This is a genomic window from Stenotrophomonas sp. Sm10 (assembly GCF_030985515.1).
GTDB classification, from domain to species: Bacteria; Pseudomonadota; Gammaproteobacteria; order Xanthomonadales; family Xanthomonadaceae; genus Stenotrophomonas; species Stenotrophomonas hibiscicola.
In genome coordinates, this window is sequence record NZ_JAPTFO010000005.1 from 1 (window position 1) to 19,871 (window position 19,871).

General features: G+C 66.0%; 21 protein-coding genes, 5 tRNA genes and 1 riboswitch. Of the genes, 7 read left to right on the forward strand and 19 right to left on the reverse strand.

Going from position 1 to position 19,871, the window contains the following annotated elements:
- Nucleotides 1-164: 164 nt before the first annotated feature.
- The 3 genes from O0J15_RS02300 to O0J15_RS02310 form a co-directional block, all read right to left on the reverse strand.
- Nucleotides 165-1,787: an FMN-binding glutamate synthase family protein gene (locus O0J15_RS02300; protein WP_021204397.1), complete on the reverse strand. Its 1,623-nt coding sequence runs from the start codon at nucleotides 1,785-1,787 to the stop codon at nucleotides 165-167.
- Between the two features lie 55 nt (nucleotides 1,788-1,842).
- The gene (locus O0J15_RS02305) at nucleotides 1,843-3,129 is read right to left on the reverse strand and encodes a nucleotide sugar dehydrogenase (RefSeq protein ID WP_019658900.1); all 1,287 of its coding nucleotides are present in this window, start codon (nucleotides 3,127-3,129) and stop codon (nucleotides 1,843-1,845) included.
- Between the two features lie 142 nt (nucleotides 3,130-3,271).
- Complete coding sequence (locus O0J15_RS02310) at nucleotides 3,272-3,706, reverse strand: BLUF domain-containing protein (protein ID WP_019658901.1); 435 nt, start codon at nucleotides 3,704-3,706, stop codon at nucleotides 3,272-3,274.
- A 131-nt stretch (nucleotides 3,707-3,837) separates the two neighbouring features.
- Between O0J15_RS02310 and O0J15_RS02315 the strand changes: the two genes are divergently transcribed.
- Nucleotides 3,838-3,924, forward strand: a tRNA-Leu gene (locus tag O0J15_RS02315).
- A 23-nt stretch (nucleotides 3,925-3,947) separates the two neighbouring features.
- On the opposite strand, the gene hemN is transcribed toward O0J15_RS02315, so the two are convergent.
- Both hemN and O0J15_RS02325 read right to left on the reverse strand, forming a co-directional pair.
- Complete coding sequence (gene hemN / locus O0J15_RS02320; protein ID WP_019658967.1) at nucleotides 3,948-5,357, reverse strand: oxygen-independent coproporphyrinogen III oxidase; 1,410 nt, start codon at nucleotides 5,355-5,357, stop codon at nucleotides 3,948-3,950.
- A 44-nt stretch (nucleotides 5,358-5,401) separates the two neighbouring features.
- Nucleotides 5,402-5,842, reverse strand: coding sequence for a group III truncated hemoglobin (locus O0J15_RS02325; protein WP_021204395.1), 441 nt, complete (start codon nucleotides 5,840-5,842; stop codon nucleotides 5,402-5,404).
- 179 nt (nucleotides 5,843-6,021) lie between these two features.
- On the opposite strand from O0J15_RS02325, the gene O0J15_RS02330 reads away from it, so the two are divergent.
- Both O0J15_RS02330 and O0J15_RS02335 read left to right on the forward strand, forming a co-directional pair.
- Nucleotides 6,022-6,309 carry a hypothetical protein gene (locus tag O0J15_RS02330; protein ID WP_019658969.1) on the forward strand — a complete coding sequence of 96 codons (288 nt, stop codon included), beginning with the start codon at nucleotides 6,022-6,024 and terminating at the stop codon, nucleotides 6,307-6,309.
- Nucleotides 6,306-7,355: a 4Fe-4S dicluster domain-containing protein gene (locus tag O0J15_RS02335; RefSeq protein ID WP_308305011.1), complete on the forward strand. Its 1,050-nt coding sequence runs from the start codon at nucleotides 6,306-6,308 to the stop codon at nucleotides 7,353-7,355. The genes O0J15_RS02330 and O0J15_RS02335 overlap by 4 nt, the downstream gene beginning before the upstream one ends.
- 1 nt (nucleotide 7,356) lies before the next feature.
- Here O0J15_RS02335 and O0J15_RS02340 read toward each other — a convergent pair whose 3' ends face one another.
- On the reverse strand, nucleotides 7,357-7,593 hold the full coding sequence (locus O0J15_RS02340; protein ID WP_308305037.1) for a hypothetical protein: 237 nt from the start codon (nucleotides 7,591-7,593) through the stop codon (nucleotides 7,357-7,359).
- A 353-nt stretch (nucleotides 7,594-7,946) separates the two neighbouring features.
- Entirely contained in the window at nucleotides 7,947-8,156 is a 210-nt protein-coding gene (locus O0J15_RS02345; protein WP_019658972.1) for a hypothetical protein, read from the reverse strand.
- A 111-nt stretch (nucleotides 8,157-8,267) separates the two neighbouring features.
- Here O0J15_RS02345 and O0J15_RS02350 point away from each other — a divergent pair, with 111 nt between their 5' ends.
- Nucleotides 8,268-8,669: an XRE family transcriptional regulator gene (locus O0J15_RS02350; RefSeq protein ID WP_019658973.1), complete on the forward strand. Its 402-nt coding sequence runs from the start codon at nucleotides 8,268-8,270 to the stop codon at nucleotides 8,667-8,669.
- Nucleotides 8,670-8,691: 22 nt separating this feature from the next.
- A riboswitch (Fluoride riboswitch) is annotated at nucleotides 8,692-8,755 on the forward strand.
- 82 nt (nucleotides 8,756-8,837) lie between these two features.
- Nucleotides 8,838-9,230, forward strand: coding sequence for a fluoride efflux transporter CrcB (gene crcB, locus O0J15_RS02355; RefSeq protein ID WP_021204393.1), 393 nt, complete (start codon nucleotides 8,838-8,840; stop codon nucleotides 9,228-9,230).
- A 4-nt stretch (nucleotides 9,231-9,234) separates the two neighbouring features.
- Here crcB and O0J15_RS02360 read toward each other — a convergent pair whose 3' ends face one another.
- A complete protein-coding gene (locus O0J15_RS02360; RefSeq protein ID WP_019658975.1) occupies nucleotides 9,235-10,068 on the reverse strand; it encodes an AraC family transcriptional regulator in 834 nt (277 codons plus the stop codon).
- Between the two features lie 184 nt (nucleotides 10,069-10,252).
- On the opposite strand from O0J15_RS02360, the gene O0J15_RS02365 reads away from it, so the two are divergent.
- Nucleotides 10,253-11,329, forward strand: coding sequence for a hypothetical protein (locus tag O0J15_RS02365; protein WP_308305012.1), 1,077 nt, complete (start codon nucleotides 10,253-10,255; stop codon nucleotides 11,327-11,329).
- 22 nt (nucleotides 11,330-11,351) lie between these two features.
- Here the strand turns inward: O0J15_RS02365 and O0J15_RS02370 are convergent, their stop codons facing one another.
- The 5 genes from O0J15_RS02370 to O0J15_RS02390 all read right to left on the reverse strand — a co-directional run bounded on the left by O0J15_RS02370 (nucleotide 11,352) and on the right by O0J15_RS02390 (nucleotide 13,310).
- Complete coding sequence (locus O0J15_RS02370) at nucleotides 11,352-11,621, reverse strand: hypothetical protein (protein ID WP_020723485.1); 270 nt, start codon at nucleotides 11,619-11,621, stop codon at nucleotides 11,352-11,354.
- Nucleotides 11,622-11,839: 218 nt separating this feature from the next.
- Nucleotides 11,840-12,754 (reverse strand): ADP-ribosylglycohydrolase family protein, encoded by a 915-nt coding sequence (locus O0J15_RS02375; RefSeq protein WP_155029255.1) that lies wholly within the window; start codon nucleotides 12,752-12,754, stop codon nucleotides 11,840-11,842.
- Between the two features lie 122 nt (nucleotides 12,755-12,876).
- Nucleotides 12,877-12,950 (reverse strand) — tRNA-Cys (locus tag O0J15_RS02380).
- A 66-nt stretch (nucleotides 12,951-13,016) separates the two neighbouring features.
- Nucleotides 13,017-13,092 (reverse strand) — tRNA-Gly (locus tag O0J15_RS02385).
- A 142-nt stretch (nucleotides 13,093-13,234) separates the two neighbouring features.
- Nucleotides 13,235-13,310, reverse strand: a tRNA-Gly gene (locus O0J15_RS02390).
- Nucleotides 13,311-13,443: 133 nt separating this feature from the next.
- Between O0J15_RS02390 and O0J15_RS02395 the strand changes: the two genes are divergently transcribed.
- Nucleotides 13,444-13,872, forward strand: coding sequence for a hypothetical protein (locus O0J15_RS02395; protein WP_021202080.1), 429 nt, complete (start codon nucleotides 13,444-13,446; stop codon nucleotides 13,870-13,872).
- A gap of 2 nt (nucleotides 13,873-13,874) precedes the next feature.
- On the opposite strand, the gene O0J15_RS02400 is transcribed toward O0J15_RS02395, so the two are convergent.
- From O0J15_RS02400 to O0J15_RS02425, 6 genes are all read right to left on the reverse strand, one after another.
- Nucleotides 13,875-14,795: an HlyD family efflux transporter periplasmic adaptor subunit gene (locus O0J15_RS02400; RefSeq protein ID WP_308305013.1), complete on the reverse strand. Its 921-nt coding sequence runs from the start codon at nucleotides 14,793-14,795 to the stop codon at nucleotides 13,875-13,877.
- On the reverse strand, nucleotides 14,792-15,520 hold the full coding sequence (locus O0J15_RS02405) for an ABC transporter ATP-binding protein (protein WP_111096516.1): 729 nt from the start codon (nucleotides 15,518-15,520) through the stop codon (nucleotides 14,792-14,794). The genes O0J15_RS02400 and O0J15_RS02405 overlap by 4 nt, the downstream gene beginning before the upstream one ends.
- Before the next feature lie 10 nt (nucleotides 15,521-15,530).
- Nucleotides 15,531-16,670, reverse strand: coding sequence for an ABC transporter permease (locus O0J15_RS02410; RefSeq protein WP_099495017.1), 1,140 nt, complete (start codon nucleotides 16,668-16,670; stop codon nucleotides 15,531-15,533).
- Nucleotides 16,667-18,130, reverse strand: a complete 1,464-nt coding sequence (locus tag O0J15_RS02415; protein ID WP_308305014.1) for an efflux transporter outer membrane subunit — start codon at nucleotides 18,128-18,130, stop codon at nucleotides 16,667-16,669. The genes O0J15_RS02410 and O0J15_RS02415 overlap by 4 nt, the downstream gene beginning before the upstream one ends.
- Nucleotides 18,131-18,490: 360 nt before the next feature.
- Nucleotides 18,491-18,566 (reverse strand) — tRNA-Gly (locus O0J15_RS02420).
- A 117-nt stretch (nucleotides 18,567-18,683) separates the two neighbouring features.
- Nucleotides 18,684-19,790 (reverse strand): FAD-dependent oxidoreductase, encoded by a 1,107-nt coding sequence (locus O0J15_RS02425; protein ID WP_308305015.1) that lies wholly within the window; start codon nucleotides 19,788-19,790, stop codon nucleotides 18,684-18,686.
- Nucleotides 19,791-19,871 lie beyond the last annotated feature (81 nt).

Sequence of the window (19,871 nt, forward strand, 5' to 3'; positions counted from 1 at the left end):
GGCGCCCCAGCGCCCACAACATGGCCACGTCATCCATGGTGCCGGTCCTGAACTGCATTACATCTCCTTGTAGAGCCGAGCCTATGCTCGGCTGCTTCTCGATCACGCATCGCGATGTTGGAACGAAGATCAGCCGAGCATGGGCTCGGCTCTACAACATCACGTTATCGCGACTTGCTGGCGCGCAGCGCCTGGATCTTCGGCGGTGGCTGGAACGAGTCGCTGCGCGCATCGGCCCAGAACGCATGGAACACCGCATGGTCGGGCACCTTGTGCAGCAGTTCGCCTGGCTCCAGGTAGCGGTACAACGAGGCCAGCGAACGGATCTCCACCGGCGAGACACGGCGCAGGATGTGTTCCGGCCCCAGCTCGGCCGGATCATTGAGGCCAGCGGCACACAGCAGTTCCTTCAAGGCATGCAGCGTGTGCTCGTGGTAGCTGTAGACACGAGCAGCCTTGTCCGGTGCATCCAGATGCTTCCAGCGCGCGGGATCCTGGGTAGCGATCCCGGTCGGACACTTGTCGGTATGGCAGCTCAGCGACTGGATGCAGCCCAGCGCGAACATGAAGCCTCGGCCGGCATTGCACCAGTCGGCCCCCAACGCGATGGTCCGTGCGATGTCGAACGCACTGGTGATCTTGCCGGCCGCGCCGATGCGGATGCGCTCACGCAGGTCGAGGCCGACCAGGGTGTTGTGCACCAGCAGCAGTGCCTCATGCATCGGCACGCCGACATGATCGACGAACTCGGCCGGTGCCGCGCCGGTGCCGCCTTCGGCGCCATCCACCACGATGAAGTCCGGCAACAGGCCGGTTTCCTGCATCGCCTTGGCGATGCCGAACCATTCCCACGGGTGGCCGATGGCCAACTTGAAACCGACCGGCTTGCCACCGGACAGTTCGCGCAGGCGGGCCACGAACTGCAACAGTTCAACCGGCGTGGAGAACGCCGAATGGCGCGACGGCGACACGCAGTCAACGCCCATCGGCACGCCACGGGTCACCGAGATCTCGGCGGTCACTTTTGGTGCCGGCAGCACACCGCCGTGGCCCGGCTTGGCCCCCTGCGACAGCTTGATCTCGATCATCTTGACCTGATCGTGGGTAGCGTTGGCAACGAAGCGCTCCTCGCTGAAACCACCTTTCTCGTCACGGCAACCGAAGTACCCCGAGCCGATCTCCCACACCAGGTCGCCGCCCATTTCGCGGTGGTAGGGCGAAATCGATCCTTCGCCGGTGTCGTGGTAGAAGCCACCGCGGCGCGCGCCTTCGTTCAGTGCGCGGATCGCATTGGCTGACAGCGAGCCAAAGCTCATCGCCGAGATGTTGAACACGCTGGCCGAATAAGGCTTGGCGCAGTTCGGGCCGATCAGGACGCGGAAGTCATGCTTGGCAATCGTCGTCGGTGCCAGCGAATGGTTGATCCACTCGTAGTCCACCGCATAAGTGCTGCGCAGGGTGCCGAACGGCACCGTGTCCATCTCGTTCTTTGCGCGCTGGTAGATCAGCGCGCGCTGCTGGCGCGAGAACGGCACGTCTTCCAGGTCGCTCTGCACGAAGTACTGGCGGATCTCCGGACCGATCGACTCCAGCCCGTAACGGAAGTGCGCCATCACCGGATAATTGCGGCGCAACGTGCTGCGTTTCTGCAGCAGGTCCCAGGTCCCCAGCGCCACCATCGCGGCAGTCAGGCCGACGCCCCAGTACCACGCTGGCCAGATCGTGGCCAGCCACAGGCATATCGGGAACATCAGGATGGCGAGCAGGTAGACGATATACCGGTGCATGGCGTTCCTCGGTTGCAACTGCCCCCGAGTCTACCGCGCCGTTCGCAGCCGGGGCTTACAAACGATCGTCAACCACGTTGCGCGGCCAGGCCGATTTCACGTCGTAGACCAGGCCACCGGGCGCCAGCAGCGCGCGGATTGCGGATTCATCCATCGCCTTGAAACGGGCGTGGGCCACCGCCAGCACCACCGCGTCATAGCGCCCTGCCCCGGGCTCGGCCAGCCAGTCCAGGCCCTCGCCGGTCAATGCCGCCGGGCCGACCCACGGGTCGCTTACCTCGACCCTCGCACCGGCATCGCGCAAGCGCTGTGCCAGTTCCAACGCGCGACTGTTGCGCAGGTCCGGGCAATCCTCCTTGAAGGTCACGCCCAGGACCAGGATGCGTGCATCCGCCGGCGCACGGCCACGCTCGGCCAGCATCGCCAGCACCCGAGCCGCTACGTGCTCGCCGACGCGGTTATTGACCTGTCGCGCGGTGTGGATCAGGTCCGGGTGGTAACCCACGCTCTCGGACTTGTGCAGCAGGTAGTACGGATCGACGCCGATGCAGTGACCACCGACCAGGCCCGGGCGGAACGGCAGGAAGTTCCACTTGCTGCCGGCGGCATCCAGCACGTCCTGGGTGTCGATGCCGAGCCGGTCGAAGATCAGGGCCAGCTCGTTGACCAGCGCGATGTTGACGTCACGCTGGATGTTCTCGACCACCTTGGCCGCTTCAGCCACGCGCATCGAAGGGGCCGGGAACGTACCGGCGGCAATGATGCGCTGGTACAGACCATCAATCACCGCAGCGACCTCCGGGGTCGATCCGGAGGTGATCTTGCGGATGTCGGCAAGGCGCCGCTGGCGGTCACCGGGGCTGACCCGTTCGGGGCTGTAGCCGCAGTAGAAGTCTTCGTTGAAGCGCAGGCCGGACCCTTGTTCCAGCAGCGGCACGCACACTTCCTCGGTGGTTCCGGGGTAGACCGTGGACTCGTAGATCACCAGATCTCCGGCGCGGAGATGGCTGGCAATCAGGCGCGTGGCCGAACGCAACGGCTCCAGATCGGGCTGTTCGTAGGCATCGATCGGGGTCGGCACGGTGACGATGTAGACATTGCAGGCATCAAGCAGTGCCGGATCGCTGCCGTACTGCAACAGGTGCGCACTGGCCAGCTCGTCGGCTTCCATTTCCAGTGTGTGGTCCTGGCCGCTGCGCAGCTCGGCGATGCGACCGGCGTCGATATCGAAGCCCAACGTCGGCCACTGCCGGCCAAACGCCACCGCCAACGGCAGGCCGACATAGCCCAGGCCGACCACCGCAAACCGAGGGTCACTGGCCGCCGCAACCGGCACACTCATCGGCACATCCCATGCAATCGATGCAATCGCACATACGCTGCCATGGCTTCGGCCAACACACTCATCTGCTGCACCACTCCGGAAAACCTGCGCCAGAAAGGCTACAGCCTACCGGCCCCGGCGCCCTGCCGCCAAGGCGGGCTCAGGACCCCAACGCCACCGCCGCCGGTTCCAGCTCACCGTCGGCACCGGTCCAGGCCTGCAGCAGGCGTTCAAATCCACCGCTGCCAAGCAGGAAGCCGGGCCAAGCGGCGTCGACGATCTGCGCCAGTGGTTCTGGCTCGATGCGCCGCGTACCCATCGACCAGCGCGGAAATGCCCGCTGCACCACCGGAGCGCGGCACAGTACGTGCAGCTGCCCATGGCTGCGCGCGTTGAGGATGCGCTGGAACACCGAATCGATACCGTCCTGCGGGCCTTCGAGATACTGCAGGAAACGGCTGCCATCGAACATCAGGACGCCGGTGACTCCAGCTACACGATTGAATGCCGTGGCATCGGCCAGCAGGCGGTCAAGATCGGTTGTCTGCAGATCGGCGCGGGCCTCGCTGGCATAGGCAATCGCGTGCAGCGACATCAGATGGCTCCCCCCCTGGGAACGATGGCAGGGACTATGACATGAATACGATCGGCAGTTAAGCACGCGACCGCCGTGATGCAAACAGGCCGAGGCACCGCAGGTGGGCTACAATCGGCGCCGCGCTGCTGGCCCGGATGGCGAAACTGGTAGACGCATCGGACTTAAAATCCGCCGGGGGCAACCCCATGCCGGTTCGATTCCGGCTCCGGGCACCATACGCACGCCGCGCAACCCACACTCAGATCGCCCGCGAGTAACGCGGTTGCTCGTGAGTGGCACGCAGGTACGGATCGAAGCACATCGCCAGCAACCGCAGCAGCGGTCGCCCCGGTTCGCTGGAACGCACCACACCATCGCGGTATTCGGCCAGCCCGTCTTCCTGCAGCCGCTGTACCGAATGCAGGTCCTCGGCAAAGTATTGTTCGAAATCCACGCCGTGGCGCTGACCCAGCTGCACGCCATCGACCTCGCCCTGGCACATCAACTGCTGGATCAGTTCCGCACGCAGCTGGTCGTCAGCGCTCAGCGCCACGCCGCGCCACACCGGCAGCTGCCCCTGGTCCACGGCATCCTCCCATGACGGCAGGTCGCGCGGATTCTGGCTGTAGGTGGCACCGATGTGGCTGATCGCACTCACGCCCAGGCCGAGCAGATCGGTATCGGCGTGGGTGGTATAGCCCATGAAATTGCGATGCAGCTGCCCGGCGCGTTGTGCGCGCGACAGATCTTCTTCCGGCAATGCGAAGTGATCCATGCCGATGTACTGGTAGCCGGCCGCAGAGAGCGTCTCCACCGCCAGACCCAGCAGCGCCAGTTTGTCCTCCGGCGAAGGCAAGCGGCTTTCGTCGATCTGCTTCTGCGCACGGAACAGATGCGGCAGATGCGCGTATCCGTACACCGCCAGGCGGTCCGGACGCAGCGCCAGCACCCTATCGAGGGTGCGGCCGAACCCCTCCAGGCTCTGCCCGGGCAGGCCGTAGATCAGGTCGACGTTGACCGAACGCATGCCGCTGTCGCGGCAGGCGCTCAGGATGTCCAGTGTCTGCTGCACGCCCTGGATGCGGTTGATCGATTCCTGCACCTGCGGGTCGAAATCCTGCACGCCCAGGCTGGCCCGGTTGAATCCCAGGCGCGCCAGCATGGCGACGTCGCGGGTGTCGATGAAGCGAGGATCGAGTTCGATCGAGAAATCGCGCTGCGGTGAATCGCTGAAATCGAAGCGCCGGCGCAGCCCTTCCACCAGCGTGGTCATCGCCTCGGCCTCGAGGAAATTCGGCGTGCCACCGCCCAGATGCAGCTGGATGACCTCACGGCCGTCCTCGAACTGCGGCGCCAGCAGGTCGGCCTCGGCCAGCACGCGCGACACATAGCTGTGGCCACGTCCGCGGTCGCGGGTGATCACCCGGTTGCAGCCACAGTAGAAGCAGGGGCTGGAACAGAACGGCACATGCACGTACAGCGACAGCGCGCGGGCCAGCTGGTTGCTGTCGGCGATCGCCTGGCGCAGCGCCGGCGCGCCGAAGCCATCGTGGAAATGGGGCGCGGTCGGATACGAGGTGTAGCGCGGCCCGGGCCGGTCGTGCCGGCGCAGCAGATCGGGGTCGAAGGTCCAGGCCAGGCCACCGGCAGCGGGAGAGAACGTGTCCATGCCCCCAGCATCGCGCCAGGCGGCCTATGCCGCCTTGACCCAGATCAATGCTTGCCGGCGATCCCCAGTACCGGCAGGCCGACCTGCGGCCAGCGCAGCATCTGGTAGCGCTTCCAGAAGGTGTCACCGATCCGCGCAGCCACGTCGTTGGCCAGTTCCTGCATCGGCGGGTTACCGCACTCGGCAGTGGTGGCCCGGAACAGCACCAGCCAGCGATCGAACAGGTCCTTGTCCAGCTCGATGGCCATGTGCTTGGACATCGGCGAGCCCTTGAAGCGGCGAGTGCCACGCAGCATCGCCGACCAGAAGTCGACCAGCTGCGCCAGGTGCCCGGGCCAGTCGTGCACGTGCGCCTCGAACACCGGTCCCAGCCGCTCTTCCGCTCGCACGCGGGCATAGAAATCGTGGACCAGTCGGGTCACTTCCTGCTCGGTGCACAACCCGGGCGAGGCGACGGGGAGGACAGGCGGCTGTGTTGCGTTCATCGGGGCATCCAAAGCTTGCAGGCAGGCTGCCGCACCCAGGCGGCAGCGCCGTTGATCCAGATCAATGTCGGCGCAATCCGCTGCGCCTAGGCTGGCACGCTTGCAGGAAGCATGCCCTGCGGATACGGCGCCGATCCTGGCGAAGTATACGCGCCGCCCACTTTTCGATCGGGGACAGCATGAACAGACCTTTTCCCAACCGCCGCCAGCGGCTGATCCAGCACTGGGGCGCGATCCTCTGGCCCAGCTTCATCGCCGCCGGCGTTGCCAGCGTGGTGTTCTTCGCCTTCGTCGATCCATTGCGCCTGCAGGCCATCAGTTTCCCGGGCACGGCCATCAGCCGCGAACTGGGCTATACGGCAGGATTCTTCATGTTCTGGTCGGTCACTGCACTGTCCAGCGCGGTCACCTGGTACCTGCAGCGGCCCCTGCCGGGCGATGACGACGAGGAGCTGCCGCTGGGATGAGCACGTCCTGCACCCGGGTACCCCGTCCCTGGCATTGGCGCGGCACGCTCAGCGCTGCCCTGCTGGTGGTGTTCTACGCACTGCCGTGGCTGCGCTGGGAAGGACGCCAGGCGCTGCTGCTGGACATCAGCGCGCGGCGATTCGACCTGTTTGGCTGGACCTTGTGGCCCGGCGACGTCGGCGCGCTGATCGGCCTGCTGGCGGTACTGGTAGTAAGCCTCGCGCTGCTGACCCACCTCGCCGGGCGCATCTGGTGCGGCCACGCCTGCCCGCAGACGCTGTGGCGCCGTGCCTTCGACTGGATCGCCCGCAGCGCGGCGCGGGTACTGCCCGCACCTGCGGCGGGCCCAGCCACCCAGCTGGCCTGGGGCCTGCTGTCAGTGTGGACCGGCATCACCTTCGTCGGCCTGTTCAGCCCGATCAGCGGATTGCTGGCCGCCGCGCCAAGCGCTGGCTGGAGCGGGTGGGAAACGTTCTGGGTGCTGTTCTACGCCGCCGCCACCTGGGGAAACGCCGGTTTCCTGCGTGAGCAGGTGTGCCGTTCGCTGTGCCCGTTCGCACGCATGCAGCCGCTGCTGACCGATCCGCATACGCCGCGCATGCTGTACGACGCCCGCCGCGGTGAGCCGCGCGGGCCACGCCCGTCCGGTCTCGGCGGGGTGCTGGGCCGTGGCCGCGGCCTGCTCGACCCGACCACTGCGCAGGACTACGCATTCCGCGCTGCGCATCCGCTGCTGGCAGGACCGATGCCGACCTTCAGCGCCGACCGCCTGGGTGACTGCACCGATTGCGCAGCCTGCGTTCGTGCCTGCCCGATGCAACTGGACATCCGCCAGGGACCGCAGGCCGATTGCCTGGCCTGTGGCGCCTGCCTGGAGGCCTGCGCACAACAACAGCTCCGGGCCGGTTTCGGTCCTGGGCTGGTGCGCTACTGCAGTCCGCAGGCGATGGCCGGACAACCGAAGCGCCTGTGGCGCCCCCGGACGTTGGCCCTGCTGTCCTTGTTGCTCGCGCTGCTTGCCTGCGGCGCCTGGCGCCTGATGTGAATCAACGCGACGTGTTGGCGTGCGGCGGCACAAGCTGGGCGCGCCGGACGATGCCCAACTGTTCGATGATCAGCGCCATCTCGTTGGTGACTTCGGTACGCTCGGTCCCCTGTGGGACCAGGCGATCCAGCACCTGCTGGTAGGTATCCCAGAACGCCGGACCGCATCCGTGTTTGTGATAACTGGCTTCCAGTTCGCGGCGTACCCGTTCAGCCAAGCCATTCATGCCGTATTCCATACGACCTCCGTTGGACTTGTCCTGCATCGTTGACGGTCTACCGACTCACTTGCGTGCTACTGAAAGACTCCCAGGCTTCACGACTGGTTGACTCCAATTAGTCACAGATTTCACGACAGGTCAATTACATGCAGCGACTTTCGTGATTGAAATTATTAATCGTTCACGAAACTACATACGGGGCCCTGGGGGTGCCGGATGGGGCGAAGCCGACAGGCGTCAGGAAGCACAGCACGACGTCCGCAGTAGGCGGCACTGATTATCAGCTTGGGATCGATTGAACTTGCCTATTTTGCTAAGTGTACTTAGCGCATCGGGTTAAGCAGGCTGGATGCGACAAAAGGCGGCGCAAATCAGATGGATTCGTCTGCCCGCGCTTCAGTTGTCGGAAAAAGGTTCGGGTAGCGCTGATGGAGGATGTACTGCCGCAATGGAGGAATGGGAAAGTCCCTCGGCCATTGCGACACTGCGGAACGGCTGATGCCAAAGAAGCGCGCCAGTTCCGCGTCGGTGCGGAATCCCAGCCGGGTTCGTACCTGCCGCTTGCTCCAGAATTCGGTCACGGTCGGTCCTTCTGTTAACCAGACTGATTCTTGCGACAAGGCTTCTTCGCAATCCACGCGTTAAGCTGGCTTGCATAGATGAATACTCTCGGCCAACGACTCGCGGCAGCCATGAAGAAAGCCGGGCACCCACGCCCGGCCGATCTGGCACGCGCCGCCAAATCAACGACAGCAACCATCAGCAACTGGCTCAACGACCACGTGAGCGCCTCGCACGTAAAGGCCGAACAGCTGTTCCGCATCGCCGATGCGGCCAAGCTGGACGCACGCGAGCTGCTGTACGGGGTCAGCGGGCTTGGCGTCGGTGAGCCTGGCAATGCCTACATCCCCAGCCAGGCCCACCTGGATGTCTGGCAGGACGCCTACGAGCTGGTCAGCCATCTGGTGGCCGAGAACGGTCTGGAGATCGACCACCGGCGCCACGCGGCCTTGGATCTGCTCGCGTTTGAACTGCTGATGGACGGCTTCAGCCGCAGCAAGGTTGCCCGGGTTCTGACGACCTCGATGACGTAAATGCACCGCCGCTGGTAGCATGGGCCTCGATGGGGATGGGGCTCCCCCGATAACCGCCTGAGAAGGCTGATGGCTCCTGCCATGACGAACCCGGTGTTCGTCGACGGCGGGTCGTGCCTGCCCTCGGCGTTCGCCATTGACCCTGCGAACCCGTATTCGAGGCACCCCATGCACGCACTGAACGGCTATTTCCTGGTCTTCATCGGAGGCGGCATCGGTGCCTGCCTGCGCCACGCCTGCAATCTGCTCGGCGCGCGGGTAGTGGCCGGCAGTCCCTGGCCCTGGTCGACCTTCCTGATCAACATCAGCGGCGCGCTCCTGATGGGCGTCGTGGTCGAGGTCTTCGCGATGCGCAATGGCGCCTCGCCACAGCTGCGATTGTTGCTGGCCACCGGCATCCTCGGCGGCTACACCACGTTTTCCACCTATGCACTGGAGATCGGCCTGCTGCTGCAGCGCGGCCAGCATGGGCTGGCGGCCCTGTATGCCGGCGGCTCGGTGGCACTGGGCCTGGCCGGCCTGTTCGGCGGCATGAAGCTGGCCCGGCTGCTGCTGGGCTGAGCGCTCAGGCCGCGCTGGCCCGGGTCTGCCCGCGCCATTCCCGCGGCGACAGCCCGGTATGCGCCTTGAACGCGCGCGACAGCGCGGCTTCGCTGCCATAACCCACGTCGTCGGCAATCCGTTTCAGCGGGCGCCCCTGACGCAGTGCCTGCTGCGCCAGGCCCACCCGCCAACCCTGCAGGTACTGCCCGGGCGTGGTACCCATCGCCTCGCGGAAACTGGCAGCAAACACGCTGCGTGACATGCCGGCAACCTCGGCCAGGTCTTCCAGGGTCCAGGACTGTGCGGGCGCCTCATGCATTGCTACCAGTGCCAGCCGCAGCCGTGGATGACCCAGCCCGGCAAACAGGCCACCACGCATCCCGCCCCCTTCCATCAGTTGGCGCAGCACCTGGATCATCACTACCTCGAACAACCGGTTGACCATCACCGCACGTCCGCAGCGCTGCTCGAAGGCCTCCTCGAACAGCAGTTCCAGCGCTGCGTTGCCGCCATGGAGATCCGCCAGCGGCATGCAGATGAAATCGGGCAACGCGGCGCTGATCGGGTTGAGCCGACCGCCCTCGAAATGCAGGTTGGCGCAGGCCATGTCGGCGCCGTGCTGCGGATCAGTGCTGAAGCGATGCGGCATCGGTCGCGGGTACAGCAGCAGGCTGGGGACCTCGACCTGCACGGTCTGCCGGCCGTGGCTGACCTGCAACGGACCGCGCCGCACCAGGTGCAGCTGCCCGGCCTCATTCTCCCCCTCCAGCATGTTGATACCGCACAGCGCACCGGCATGGAACACCGAGGCAGTGACCGCAAAGCGTTCAAGCAGAATGGCGAGACGGTCGACCATGACGGGACCCTGGGTAAAGTAGAAAGAGATCAAGGCGACACATCGTATCGGAATCACCCCCTTAGCGGACGTGATCAACTCTGGGAGCGGGCGCCCCCCAGCCCGCCCTTCCTGCGGCAGTGCAGCGCGCGCAACATTTCGCTGGCATCTATGCTCGGGGTCATTCCCGCATGGAATGACCCCGATGCCCGCCCTGCTTCGATGCGCCCTCGCCCTCGGCCTGCTGCTGCCTTCGACGACCTTGCTGGCGTCAGCGCCAACGGCGGCACGCACGCTGAGCGGCGAGCTGCAGGGCGCGCCGTGGCGCCTGGACGTGCCGGCCGACTGGAACGGTGACCTGGTGATGCTGGCGCACGGCTACGAGCCGGTAGGCATGCCACGTGCTACGCCGATGGCTGCCAATGACGGCACCGCGCCATTGCTGGCTGCAGGCTACGCCGTCGCGCAGAGCGCCTATGCCAGTCAGGGCTGGGCGGTGGCCGATGCGATCACCGACATGGAACGCCTGCGCCGACATGCAGTGGCTGAACTCAAGCACGTGCGCCATATCTGGATGCTGGGATTTTCGATGGGCGGCGCCGTGACCCTCGCCAGCCTCGAACGGTTCCCGCAACACTACGCTGGTGGCGTGTCGCTATGCGGCGCCAATCTCAGTGGCGAACAGATCGCGAGTGATCTGCTGACCACGCTGGTCGCTTTCGATTACTTCTTTGCCAAGGCCGAAGGCCTGCCGGCTGCGGGCCTGCTCTCACCCGAAGCGGCTGCGCTGCCACAGGGCGAACTGTACCAAGGCATCTCCAGTGCGCTGCAACGCAGCCCCTCGCATGCCGCGTTGCTGGCACAGCGGCTGCAGGTGTCCGCTGATGCACTGGCCGGCACGATCAGCCTGCATGCACTGGTCCTGCACGAACTGGCCACGCGCAGTGGCGGCATGCCGGTGGGCAACAGAGGCGTGGCTTACAGCGGCTTCGGTGACGACATGGCGTTCAATGCCGGCGTGCGACGTGTCGATGCCGTGCCTGCCGCGCAGGCCGCTGTCCGCAGGGAGCTGGCATTGAGCGGTGCGTTGAGGCGACCGCTGGTGATCCAGCTCAACAACAACGACCCGACGATCGTGCCGCGCATGCAGACAGTGTATCCGCAGACGGCCGCACGGGCCGGCGCCCGTCCGCTGCCACAGGTGCTGCCGCCCGTTGGCGAAGGCCATTGTGGCTTCTCCGGAGCGCAGATCATCGAGGCGTTGAAGGCCGCACAGCGTTGAACAATCGCGGCCCGCGCGCAGCTCAGCCGCCCAGCGTGCCCATCGTGAAGGTGTAGCCCGAGCTCATCAGGAATTCGCGCATGCGCATTTCCGCGCGACGCGGCGAAGCCAGATTGGCCGGCGCATAAAGGGCGTAGACCAGGCCCGACCCCTCGATATGCTCACGGCGCACCCCGCAGCGGGCGGTTTCCGAAGCGATGATCCAGCCATCCTTCAACCGGTCCGGCCCGATGGATTGCCCGTTCTTCAAGCGAAAGGTCAACCAGCGCACATCTGCCGTGACTTTGCTCATTTCCGTTTCGCTCCGTGGCTGGAACGACGCGTGATGTCCGTGCTCGCCATTGCGGCTCCCTGAGACGTGGAACTCGACCATAGCGCCTTTCCATGTCGTGGCCGGCTGAGACTGGCGATCGGGACGTGGCGAACGGCTGCAGGTGAAGCAGCGCGGCGTCGGAAATGGCGGCGGCAGGGAGCATCCTGCCGGCGCAGTTCACAGGCAGGGAACCCGACTCACGCAGCGCGGTCGCTGCCCTGGTTCAAGGCGTGCAGCGCATCGGCCAGCGCCTGGATTTCGGCACGCAGGGCCAGCCGCTGCAACCACCGCCCGGGGATTCCGCGCGCACCATGGAATGCCCCCGCCAGCTGCCCCGCGATGGCGGCCGTGGTGTCGGCGTCCTCGCCAAGATTGGCCGCCTCGAGTACGACGGCTTCAAAGGTGTCGTGGCGATCAAAGCACCAGAGTGCTGCTTCCAGACTGTCAACAACATAACCATTGCCACGGATCTGCTCACGCGCGGCACCGCGGTAGCCGCCCGCCGCGATCTGCTGCAGCCGCGCGCTCTTGACGGGGACATTGCTGAGATCCAGCACCCCGTCGCGGGTGCTCCCTGCCAACGCCCGCTCCAGCGCGACCGCCAGCAAGCGGCACGCCTCCAGGCACTCCTGCGCAGCGTGCGTCGTCCGCGAACTCAGCTCGGCCATGGCCTGCAGATCGGGAGTCCCGGCGTAGCGCAATGCTACCGGCGCCAAACGCATGATCGAGCCATTGCCAGCACTGCGTGGGTCGTCACTCCCCGCCAGCGGATGGCCGTCCTGCAGGAACCGGTCGATCGCAGCTCGCGTTGCCATACCGATATCGAAGCACTCGCCGGTCGCACTCCAGTAACCGTGCCGGTACCAGTTGGCGTAGCGGTTCATCTGATCGCGGGGGTCGAAGGTGTCGCAGCGCGCCAGGCTCTCGGCCAGGCACATCGCCATGGAAGTATCGTCAGTCCATTGCCCCGGCTGCAGGTGGAACGGCCCACCACCCACCATGTCGGTAATCGGGGTGAAGCTGCCACGGGGCTTGAATTCCAGCGTGGTACCGACGGCATCGCCGCACGCGAGGCCGAGCAAAGCCCCGCGGAAATGATCAATCTGGTTCATCACGCGAGTGTAGCGCCACCGCATCCGCCATGACTGACCGCCAGGTCGGGTGGCGATCGCGCGAGCGGGGAATCGATCGCAGCCAAACAAAAAAGCCCTGACCGGAGTCAGGGCTTTTCAATTGGAGGCCTCAAGCGGAATCGAACCGCTGTAAACGGATTTGCAATCCGGTGCATAGCCACTCTGCCATGAGGCCAACGTACTTCACGCCAGGAACGTAGCCCTGACAAGACAAAACCCCAAGATGGGGCCTGTCGGAACATGGAGCGGGAAACGAGACTCGAACTCGCGACCTCAACCTTGGCAAGGTTGCGCTCTACCAACTGAGCTATTCCCGCGTAAGCCGACATGCTACCGGAAATCCGGAAAACACACCAGCGATTTCACCTTTCTGACTGCGCGTAAAGCCTTGTGGCCCAACGTGCCCCGCCTTGCCGTGGCGGGAGAAAAACAAGGCCCCTACCGGGGCCCTGTAGATTCTGGAGCGGGAAACGAGACTCGAACTCGCGACCTCAACCTTGGCAAGGTTGCGCTCTACCAACTGAGCTATTCCCGCAGATTCCGTTCGACCTGCGTCGAAGGAGCGCCATTGTGTCCAAATTCCTTCACGCCGTCAACAGTCTTCACATCATGCGGTCACGGGCGTCCGCGCTGGGGTACGCTGCCCCGCCCAAGCACGGACACCGCCGATGCCGAGACGCTACGTCCGCCTTTTCTGGTTGCTGGTCGCGCTGACCTGGCTGGCGCTGATCGCCGCGCTGGTCAATGCCGGTTTCACCCCGGACTACTGGCTGCTGCACCGACTGGAAGGCGCTGAGCTGCCCTACCCGACCAGCACCGTCATCCTGTTCGCGCTGCTGGGAACGGTTGAGCTGGTGGTGGCCGCGTTGATCGTGCGGCCTTGGAAACTGAAACGCCTGTGGCTGCGTCTGCTGATCGCCTTTGCCTTGCTGCTGGTGTGGTCGGTACCGTGGATGCTGTCGGCGATGCACCAGCCGCCGGTACAAGGCATGCACCTGCTGTGGCTGCTGCTGTTGGACGTGGGCCTGCTGCTGGCGCTGTGCGGGGTGTCGGCGGTGAGCGCGTGGCGGGCGTTCAGGCGTCCGCCACCACGCTAGGCCTACTTCCGGAACTCTACCCGCACATGCTGGCCGAAGCGTGCCTTGGCCTCGCCATCGAACTCCAGCACACACTCCACCACCTTGGCCACGCCACGCCCTGCATCTTCAGGCAGGCGTGCCTGCGCGAACACCGGGCTGATGCGTACCACGCGTGCGGTCGGCAGCGTGCCGGTGTTCTCGGCACCATCACTGTCCGGTACCACCGCCGCTTTCATGCCTACCTGCACCGCATCGGCGTAGGCGGCGCTCAGTTCGGCGCGCACCTGCAGCGGGCGCGCCGGCAGCAACGAGATCGCCGGCTTGCCCGCCTGCACGAAGGCACCGACGCCCGGCACCTGGCCGACCACGGTGCCGGCTTCCGGCGCGCTCAACGACATCTGCTGCAGTTTCAGCTTCGCGTGCTCCAGCTTGTGCTGCGCCATGTCGACCTGCGCACCGGCCACCTCGACATCGGCACGCACACCGGCCAGCTGCTGTTTGGCCGCATCGGCCTGCTGGTTCGAGGACACACCTTCGCTGGCGCCCGTGGACAGGCGGGTGGCGTTGCGTTCCAGTTCGCGCAGCTGCGCCTGGCTGCCCTTCAGGCGGTCATTGGCCAAGGCCAGATCGGCGGTGGCCATTGCCACTTCCTGCTCCAACAGGGCGCCATCCAGCGACAGCAGCAGCTGCCCCTTCTTCACCGTGGCGCCTTCCTTCACCGGCGCTGCAGTGATCGAGCCATCCACCGGCGGTGCCAGTGCGATCAGGCCACCTTCGACGTCAATGATGCCCCGCGCCACGGCGACCTTGCCGGCGGCGGCAGTCCCCTCCTTGCCTGAGGGTGCCGATGCAGCGGTGGGCGCTTCCCTGGAACAGGCGCCGAGCAGCAGTGCCGCGGACAGGGCCAGGCTGAGGGGAAGCAGATGCGACGTCTTGGTCATGGGGCGGACTCTACGGTTTCGTTCTGGCGGCGGTCATCACGGACCATGCCGTCTTCCATGGCGATCACCCGATCGGCATGCCGGATCAGGCGCGGATCGTGGCTCACGCACAGCACGGTGGCGCCATGCGCACGTGCGTAGCGATGCAGGATGTCGATCACGCGCTGGCCGTTCTCGGCATCCAGCGCGCTGGTGGGTTCGTCTGCGAAGATCAGGGTCGGCGACTTGGCAAACGCGCGGGCAACCGCCACGCGCTGTTTCTCGCCACCGGACAGCTGCGCCGGGCGCATGTGGCTTCGATGGCCGAGGCCGACTTCTTCCAGCGCCTTGCGGGCCAGCGGCTCGCTTTCGCGATTGCGCATGCCGCGGTAGCCCAGTGGCAGCTGCACCTGCTCCAACGCAGTCAGTGCCGGGAACAGGTTGAAGCCCTGGAACACGAAGCCGACATGGTGCAGGCGGAAACGCTCCACTTCACTGCGGGTCATGTGGCCCACGTCCTGGCCCAGCGCGTGCACGCGACCGCCATCGGGTGCGGACAGGCCGGACAGCAGCGACAGCAGCGTGCTCTTGCCGCAGCCGGACGGGCCGGATACCAGGGTCAGCTCGCCGGGATAGATGTCCAGCGACAGGCCACGCAGCACCGGCACCTGCACATCACCGGACATGAAGCCTTTTTCCAATGCTTCGGCCTGCAGGGTCGGGGCGATGGCGCGTGTGGAAGTCATCGGCCGGTCCTCAACGCAGCAGCAACGATGGATCGGAGCGGACGACACTGCGCACCGCCATGATGCTGGAGAGCATGGCCATCACCGCGACCAGCGCCACGCAGCCGAGGATCACCATCGGCGTCAGCTGCACCGGCACGCGCTGGGTCTGCGCGATCAACAGCACCAACGTGCTGAACGCCGCCGCCAGCAGCATGCCCACGCCACCGATCAGCAATGCCTGCTCGAACACCACCCGTGCCAGCGCATAGCGGCCTGCACCGAGTGCATTGAGCGTGGCGTACTCGCGTACCGAGCCGGCCACCACCGAGGCGAACGACTGGTTGGTGATCACCGCACCGACGAAGCAGACGATGACGGCCATGAACAACACGGCGATCCCTGCGCCGGTATCGAACAGCCAATACTGCTGCGAACGGCTGGCGAACGCCGGCGCGGTCCAGAACTCGACCGGTGTGGCCTGGCCCATCGACGCGGCCAGGCGGTCACGCACGCGGTCGGCCAGGTCCGGCGAGCGCAAGCCCGCCACGAAATAGGTGCTTCCCTCGTGTGGGTCGGTGCCGGCGATGGCGCGCGCGGTGTCCAGCGAGGCCAGCACGTTGACACCACCAAGGCCCCGCAGGCCCGGTTGTGCAGCGACCACGCGCACCGCCTTGCCATTGATCCAGGCACGGTTGTTCTGCAGGTCCACGCCCAGCGTATCCAGATCAGCGCTGTCGACGATCACCGCACCCGGCTCGCGCAGCTGCGCGCGCAGGTTCGCCGGGAGGATGCGCGCGAACATCATCGCGTCGTCCCGGGTGGAGATGCCGGACAGGTACACCGACACATTGCCAGTGCCCTGCGCGCCGGACCGCCATTCGCCGTCGACCCACTCGTAGGGTTCGACGCGGGTGACATCCGGGTCCATGCGCAGGTGGCTTTCGACGTCGGCGCTGATCGCATGGCCGTAGTTGACGCTCTGGGTGCCGGGAAAACCGGCCCAGAGATCGGCCGAGGATGCCTTCACGTAGATCGCAGCGGTACCGAAGATGCCCAGCACCAGTGCGGCCTGCACGATCAACAGTACACCGGCGAAACACATCGCCAGCACCACCGGCAGGAACCGGCGCCACTCATAGGCCAGGGTCTTGCGGGCGAGTGCGATCATTGCGATCCACCCTCGCCCTCGGCAGGCAGCGGGGCGCCACCGAGGGCGCGGTACAGCGACGCAAAGGCCAGCACGCGCGCGCCCTGAGCACCGATCAGGTCGGCCTGCGAGGCCAATACGGCACGCTGCGTATCCAGCCCATCGAACTCGCTGGACAGGCCCAGCTGCACCTGCCGCGCCTGGCGCTTGACCTGCTGCCCGGCGGCATCGTTGGCCGCGCGCAGCGACTGGATGCTGCTGTCCTGCCGCGCCAGGCTGCCCAGTGCAGCTTCCACTTCGCTCACGCCTTCCAGCACGGCCTTGCGGTAGCCGAGTAATGCGGCGTCCAGTTGCTTCTCATCGGCATGGAAGCGCGCGCGACGCTGGCCCCAGTCCCACAGCGGAATATCGATGTACGGGCCGATCGACGGACTGGAGTCGGAATTGGAGCGGGCGTTCTGGGTGAGGTTGTACGCGTACAGGATGGAGCCGCCAAGGCTGACCCGTGGATACATCGCTGCGCGCGCCGAACCCTTGCTGGCCGCGGCCTGCATCACCTCCGATTCGGCCAGCAGGATCTGCGGGCGGTGGCGCAGCAGATCCGCAGGGACCTGCTGCAGTGAGAATGCACCGAGCTTCGGCGGCGCGCGGTATGCACGCCAGGCGGGATCCGGCCCGTCACGCCCCAGCAGCAGCGCCAGCGCGCGGGCCGCGTTGTCCGCGTTTTCGCGGGCCTGCGCCGTCGCTGCTCGGGTCGCGGCCTGGCGCGCACGCAGGCGTTCCAGCTCGCCCGGCTCATCCAGGCGCAAGCGCAGGCGAACCAGTGCCAGTTGTTCGCCGCGATCATCCACGGCCTGCTGCCGGGCCAGCAGATCCTGCTGGGCCTGGGCCACGGTCAGGTCCAGATAACTGCGCACTACGTCGGCAATCACCGCCACCTGTGCGGCATTGCGCAGCGCCTCGGCATTGCCGGCCGAGGCCTGCGCGCTCAACTGCGCGCTCTCGGCGGCACCGAACAGGCCCAGGTCCCAGATCGCTTCGATACCGGCATGGAAATAAGTGTCGACCGCAGCAGCATCCTGCACCTGCTTGGCGCTGGCGGTGATTTCCGGCAGAAAGCGCGCGTTGGAGGCGTCGGCGACGATGCGCACCGCCTGCAGGCGCAACGTGGCCTGCTGCAGATCAAGATTGCCGGCGATGGCCTGGTCGACCAGGCCGTCCAGCGCCGGGTCGGCCAGCACCTTCCACCACTGCCTGGCATCCACCGCTACGCCCTTGCCCTGCGGCACCTGGGTCCAGGTGCTGGGTGTGCGATCAGGCAGGTCCGGAGCCGGCACCGACATGCAACCTGCAAGCGCCAGGCTGGTCAGCAGCGCGCCCGGGCGCAGCACTGCCTGCAGGGAGAGTCCGCGCCCGGTCCTGGGCACTGCCACTGAAGTGATACGCCTGACCACCAGCCCGCCAACGTGTAGAAGGAGCATGAAGGCTACCGTGCGATTGTGGAGCGAACATGGAGAATTGGTCCGAAAACGGTCACCACACGCGTGCGGTTCAGGCAGCGCTGCCCCAGTCTTTCACTGCGCTTTCAACGCGTTCCCGGTACAGAACACTGGATGCTTTTCACGGCGCATTGCACATTGCGACGTCTCCCCGGCTCGACGTGCCGCACGCGTGAACATCCTCGCCGCTGGCAGCCAATCGCTTCGATCACGGCGGTGGCTGTCGGTGCATCGTGATCGCGCTGACCGCTCCACCGGCCTCGAACGCTTGCTGGCGACCCATGGGCGCATCCGGCCCGACAAACGAAAAACGCCCCCTTCCGGGAGCGTTCTTCTTGAATCTGGAGCGGGAAACGAGACTCGAACTCGCGACCTCAACCTTGGCAAGGTTGCGCTCTACCAACTGAGCTATTCCCGCAGATTTCGTTCGACCTGCGTCGAAGGAGCGCTATTGTGTCGGCATTGCTGCACGGCGTCAACAGGAATTTTCACGAGAAGTGAGGGGGTGGCGTTCAGGCGCCCCTGCCTGCTCCCTTCACGTGCGCAGCCCGCGGCGATGGAAGTAGACCTGTTCGGCAATGCGGCGCATGACCGCTGTATGCAGCAGTACTTCGAGCGGCCAATCGGCCTGCAGATGATCCATCGCCCAGCGCAGCACGCGCTTGCCATGGAACGCCGGGGCGACCTGACGCGCCACCCGTTCCGCTTCTGGCCCTTGCCCACGCAGATGGCGGGCAATCGCCTCACCGACCGCCCAGCCGTGCCGCCACGAAGATTGGATGCCCCCGGCGGACAGCGGCGAGACGATGCCCGCAGCGTCGCCGGTCAGGATCAGGCGCTGGCCGGTGATCGGCCCGTCCGGCCGGCCGCAGGGCACCAGGCCGGCGCGGGTGGCCGAGGGGCGCGCCGAAGGCGGAATGTTGACCACACCGCGCACGTGGTCGAGGAAGCCGTCGATATCCGGCGGCCGCACCTGTTGCGGGTCATGACGCAGCGCTAATCCCACCTGCAGGCCGGTCGGATTCTGCGCGACCCAGCCGATGTAACCCGGCGCGTAGCGCTTGCTGACGAAGCAATGCAGCGCGTCGCCCTGCGCGACCTGCAGGCCGGCGAACTCACGTTCGACGCCGTAGAGGTTGTCACGTACCTGGCCGAGGCCGGTGCGCTGGGCCACGCGTGAGCGTGCGCCATCTGCGCCGACCAGATAGGCGCACCGCCCTGCCCCTTCGACCTGCCAGCCGTCACCGCAGCGACGGGCGTCGGTGAAGGACTGCTGCAGGCGCAGGTCGACACCGTTCGCATGCAGCTCGCTGGCCAGCCAGCGCATCAGGTTCGGCGTATCGGTGGTGAGGAAGTAATAGCCCGGTGCGGCCAGCAACACGCTGCGAAGGTTCGGCGCATACAGGCGCACGTTGGCGACCCGCTGCACCAGATGCTCGGGCATGCGCCCCAGCCAGGTCTGCTCCATCGCTTCCTTCACCACGATGCCGGTGGTGTGCAGGCGCTCACCGGGGTCGGCCTTGCGTTCCAGCACGCAGACGCGCAGCCCGTACTGGACAGCGGCCAATGCGCAGGCGGCACCGGCGAAACTGGCGCCGACGATGACCACATCGTGATCGTAGGCGGAGGGAGTGTGAGGCATTGCGGCATCGCCGTGGAGAGTCGGAGATGCAGCGTCGAACTGCCGCGTGATGAGCCGAAGGAGTGGCGGTGAAGTGGGGAT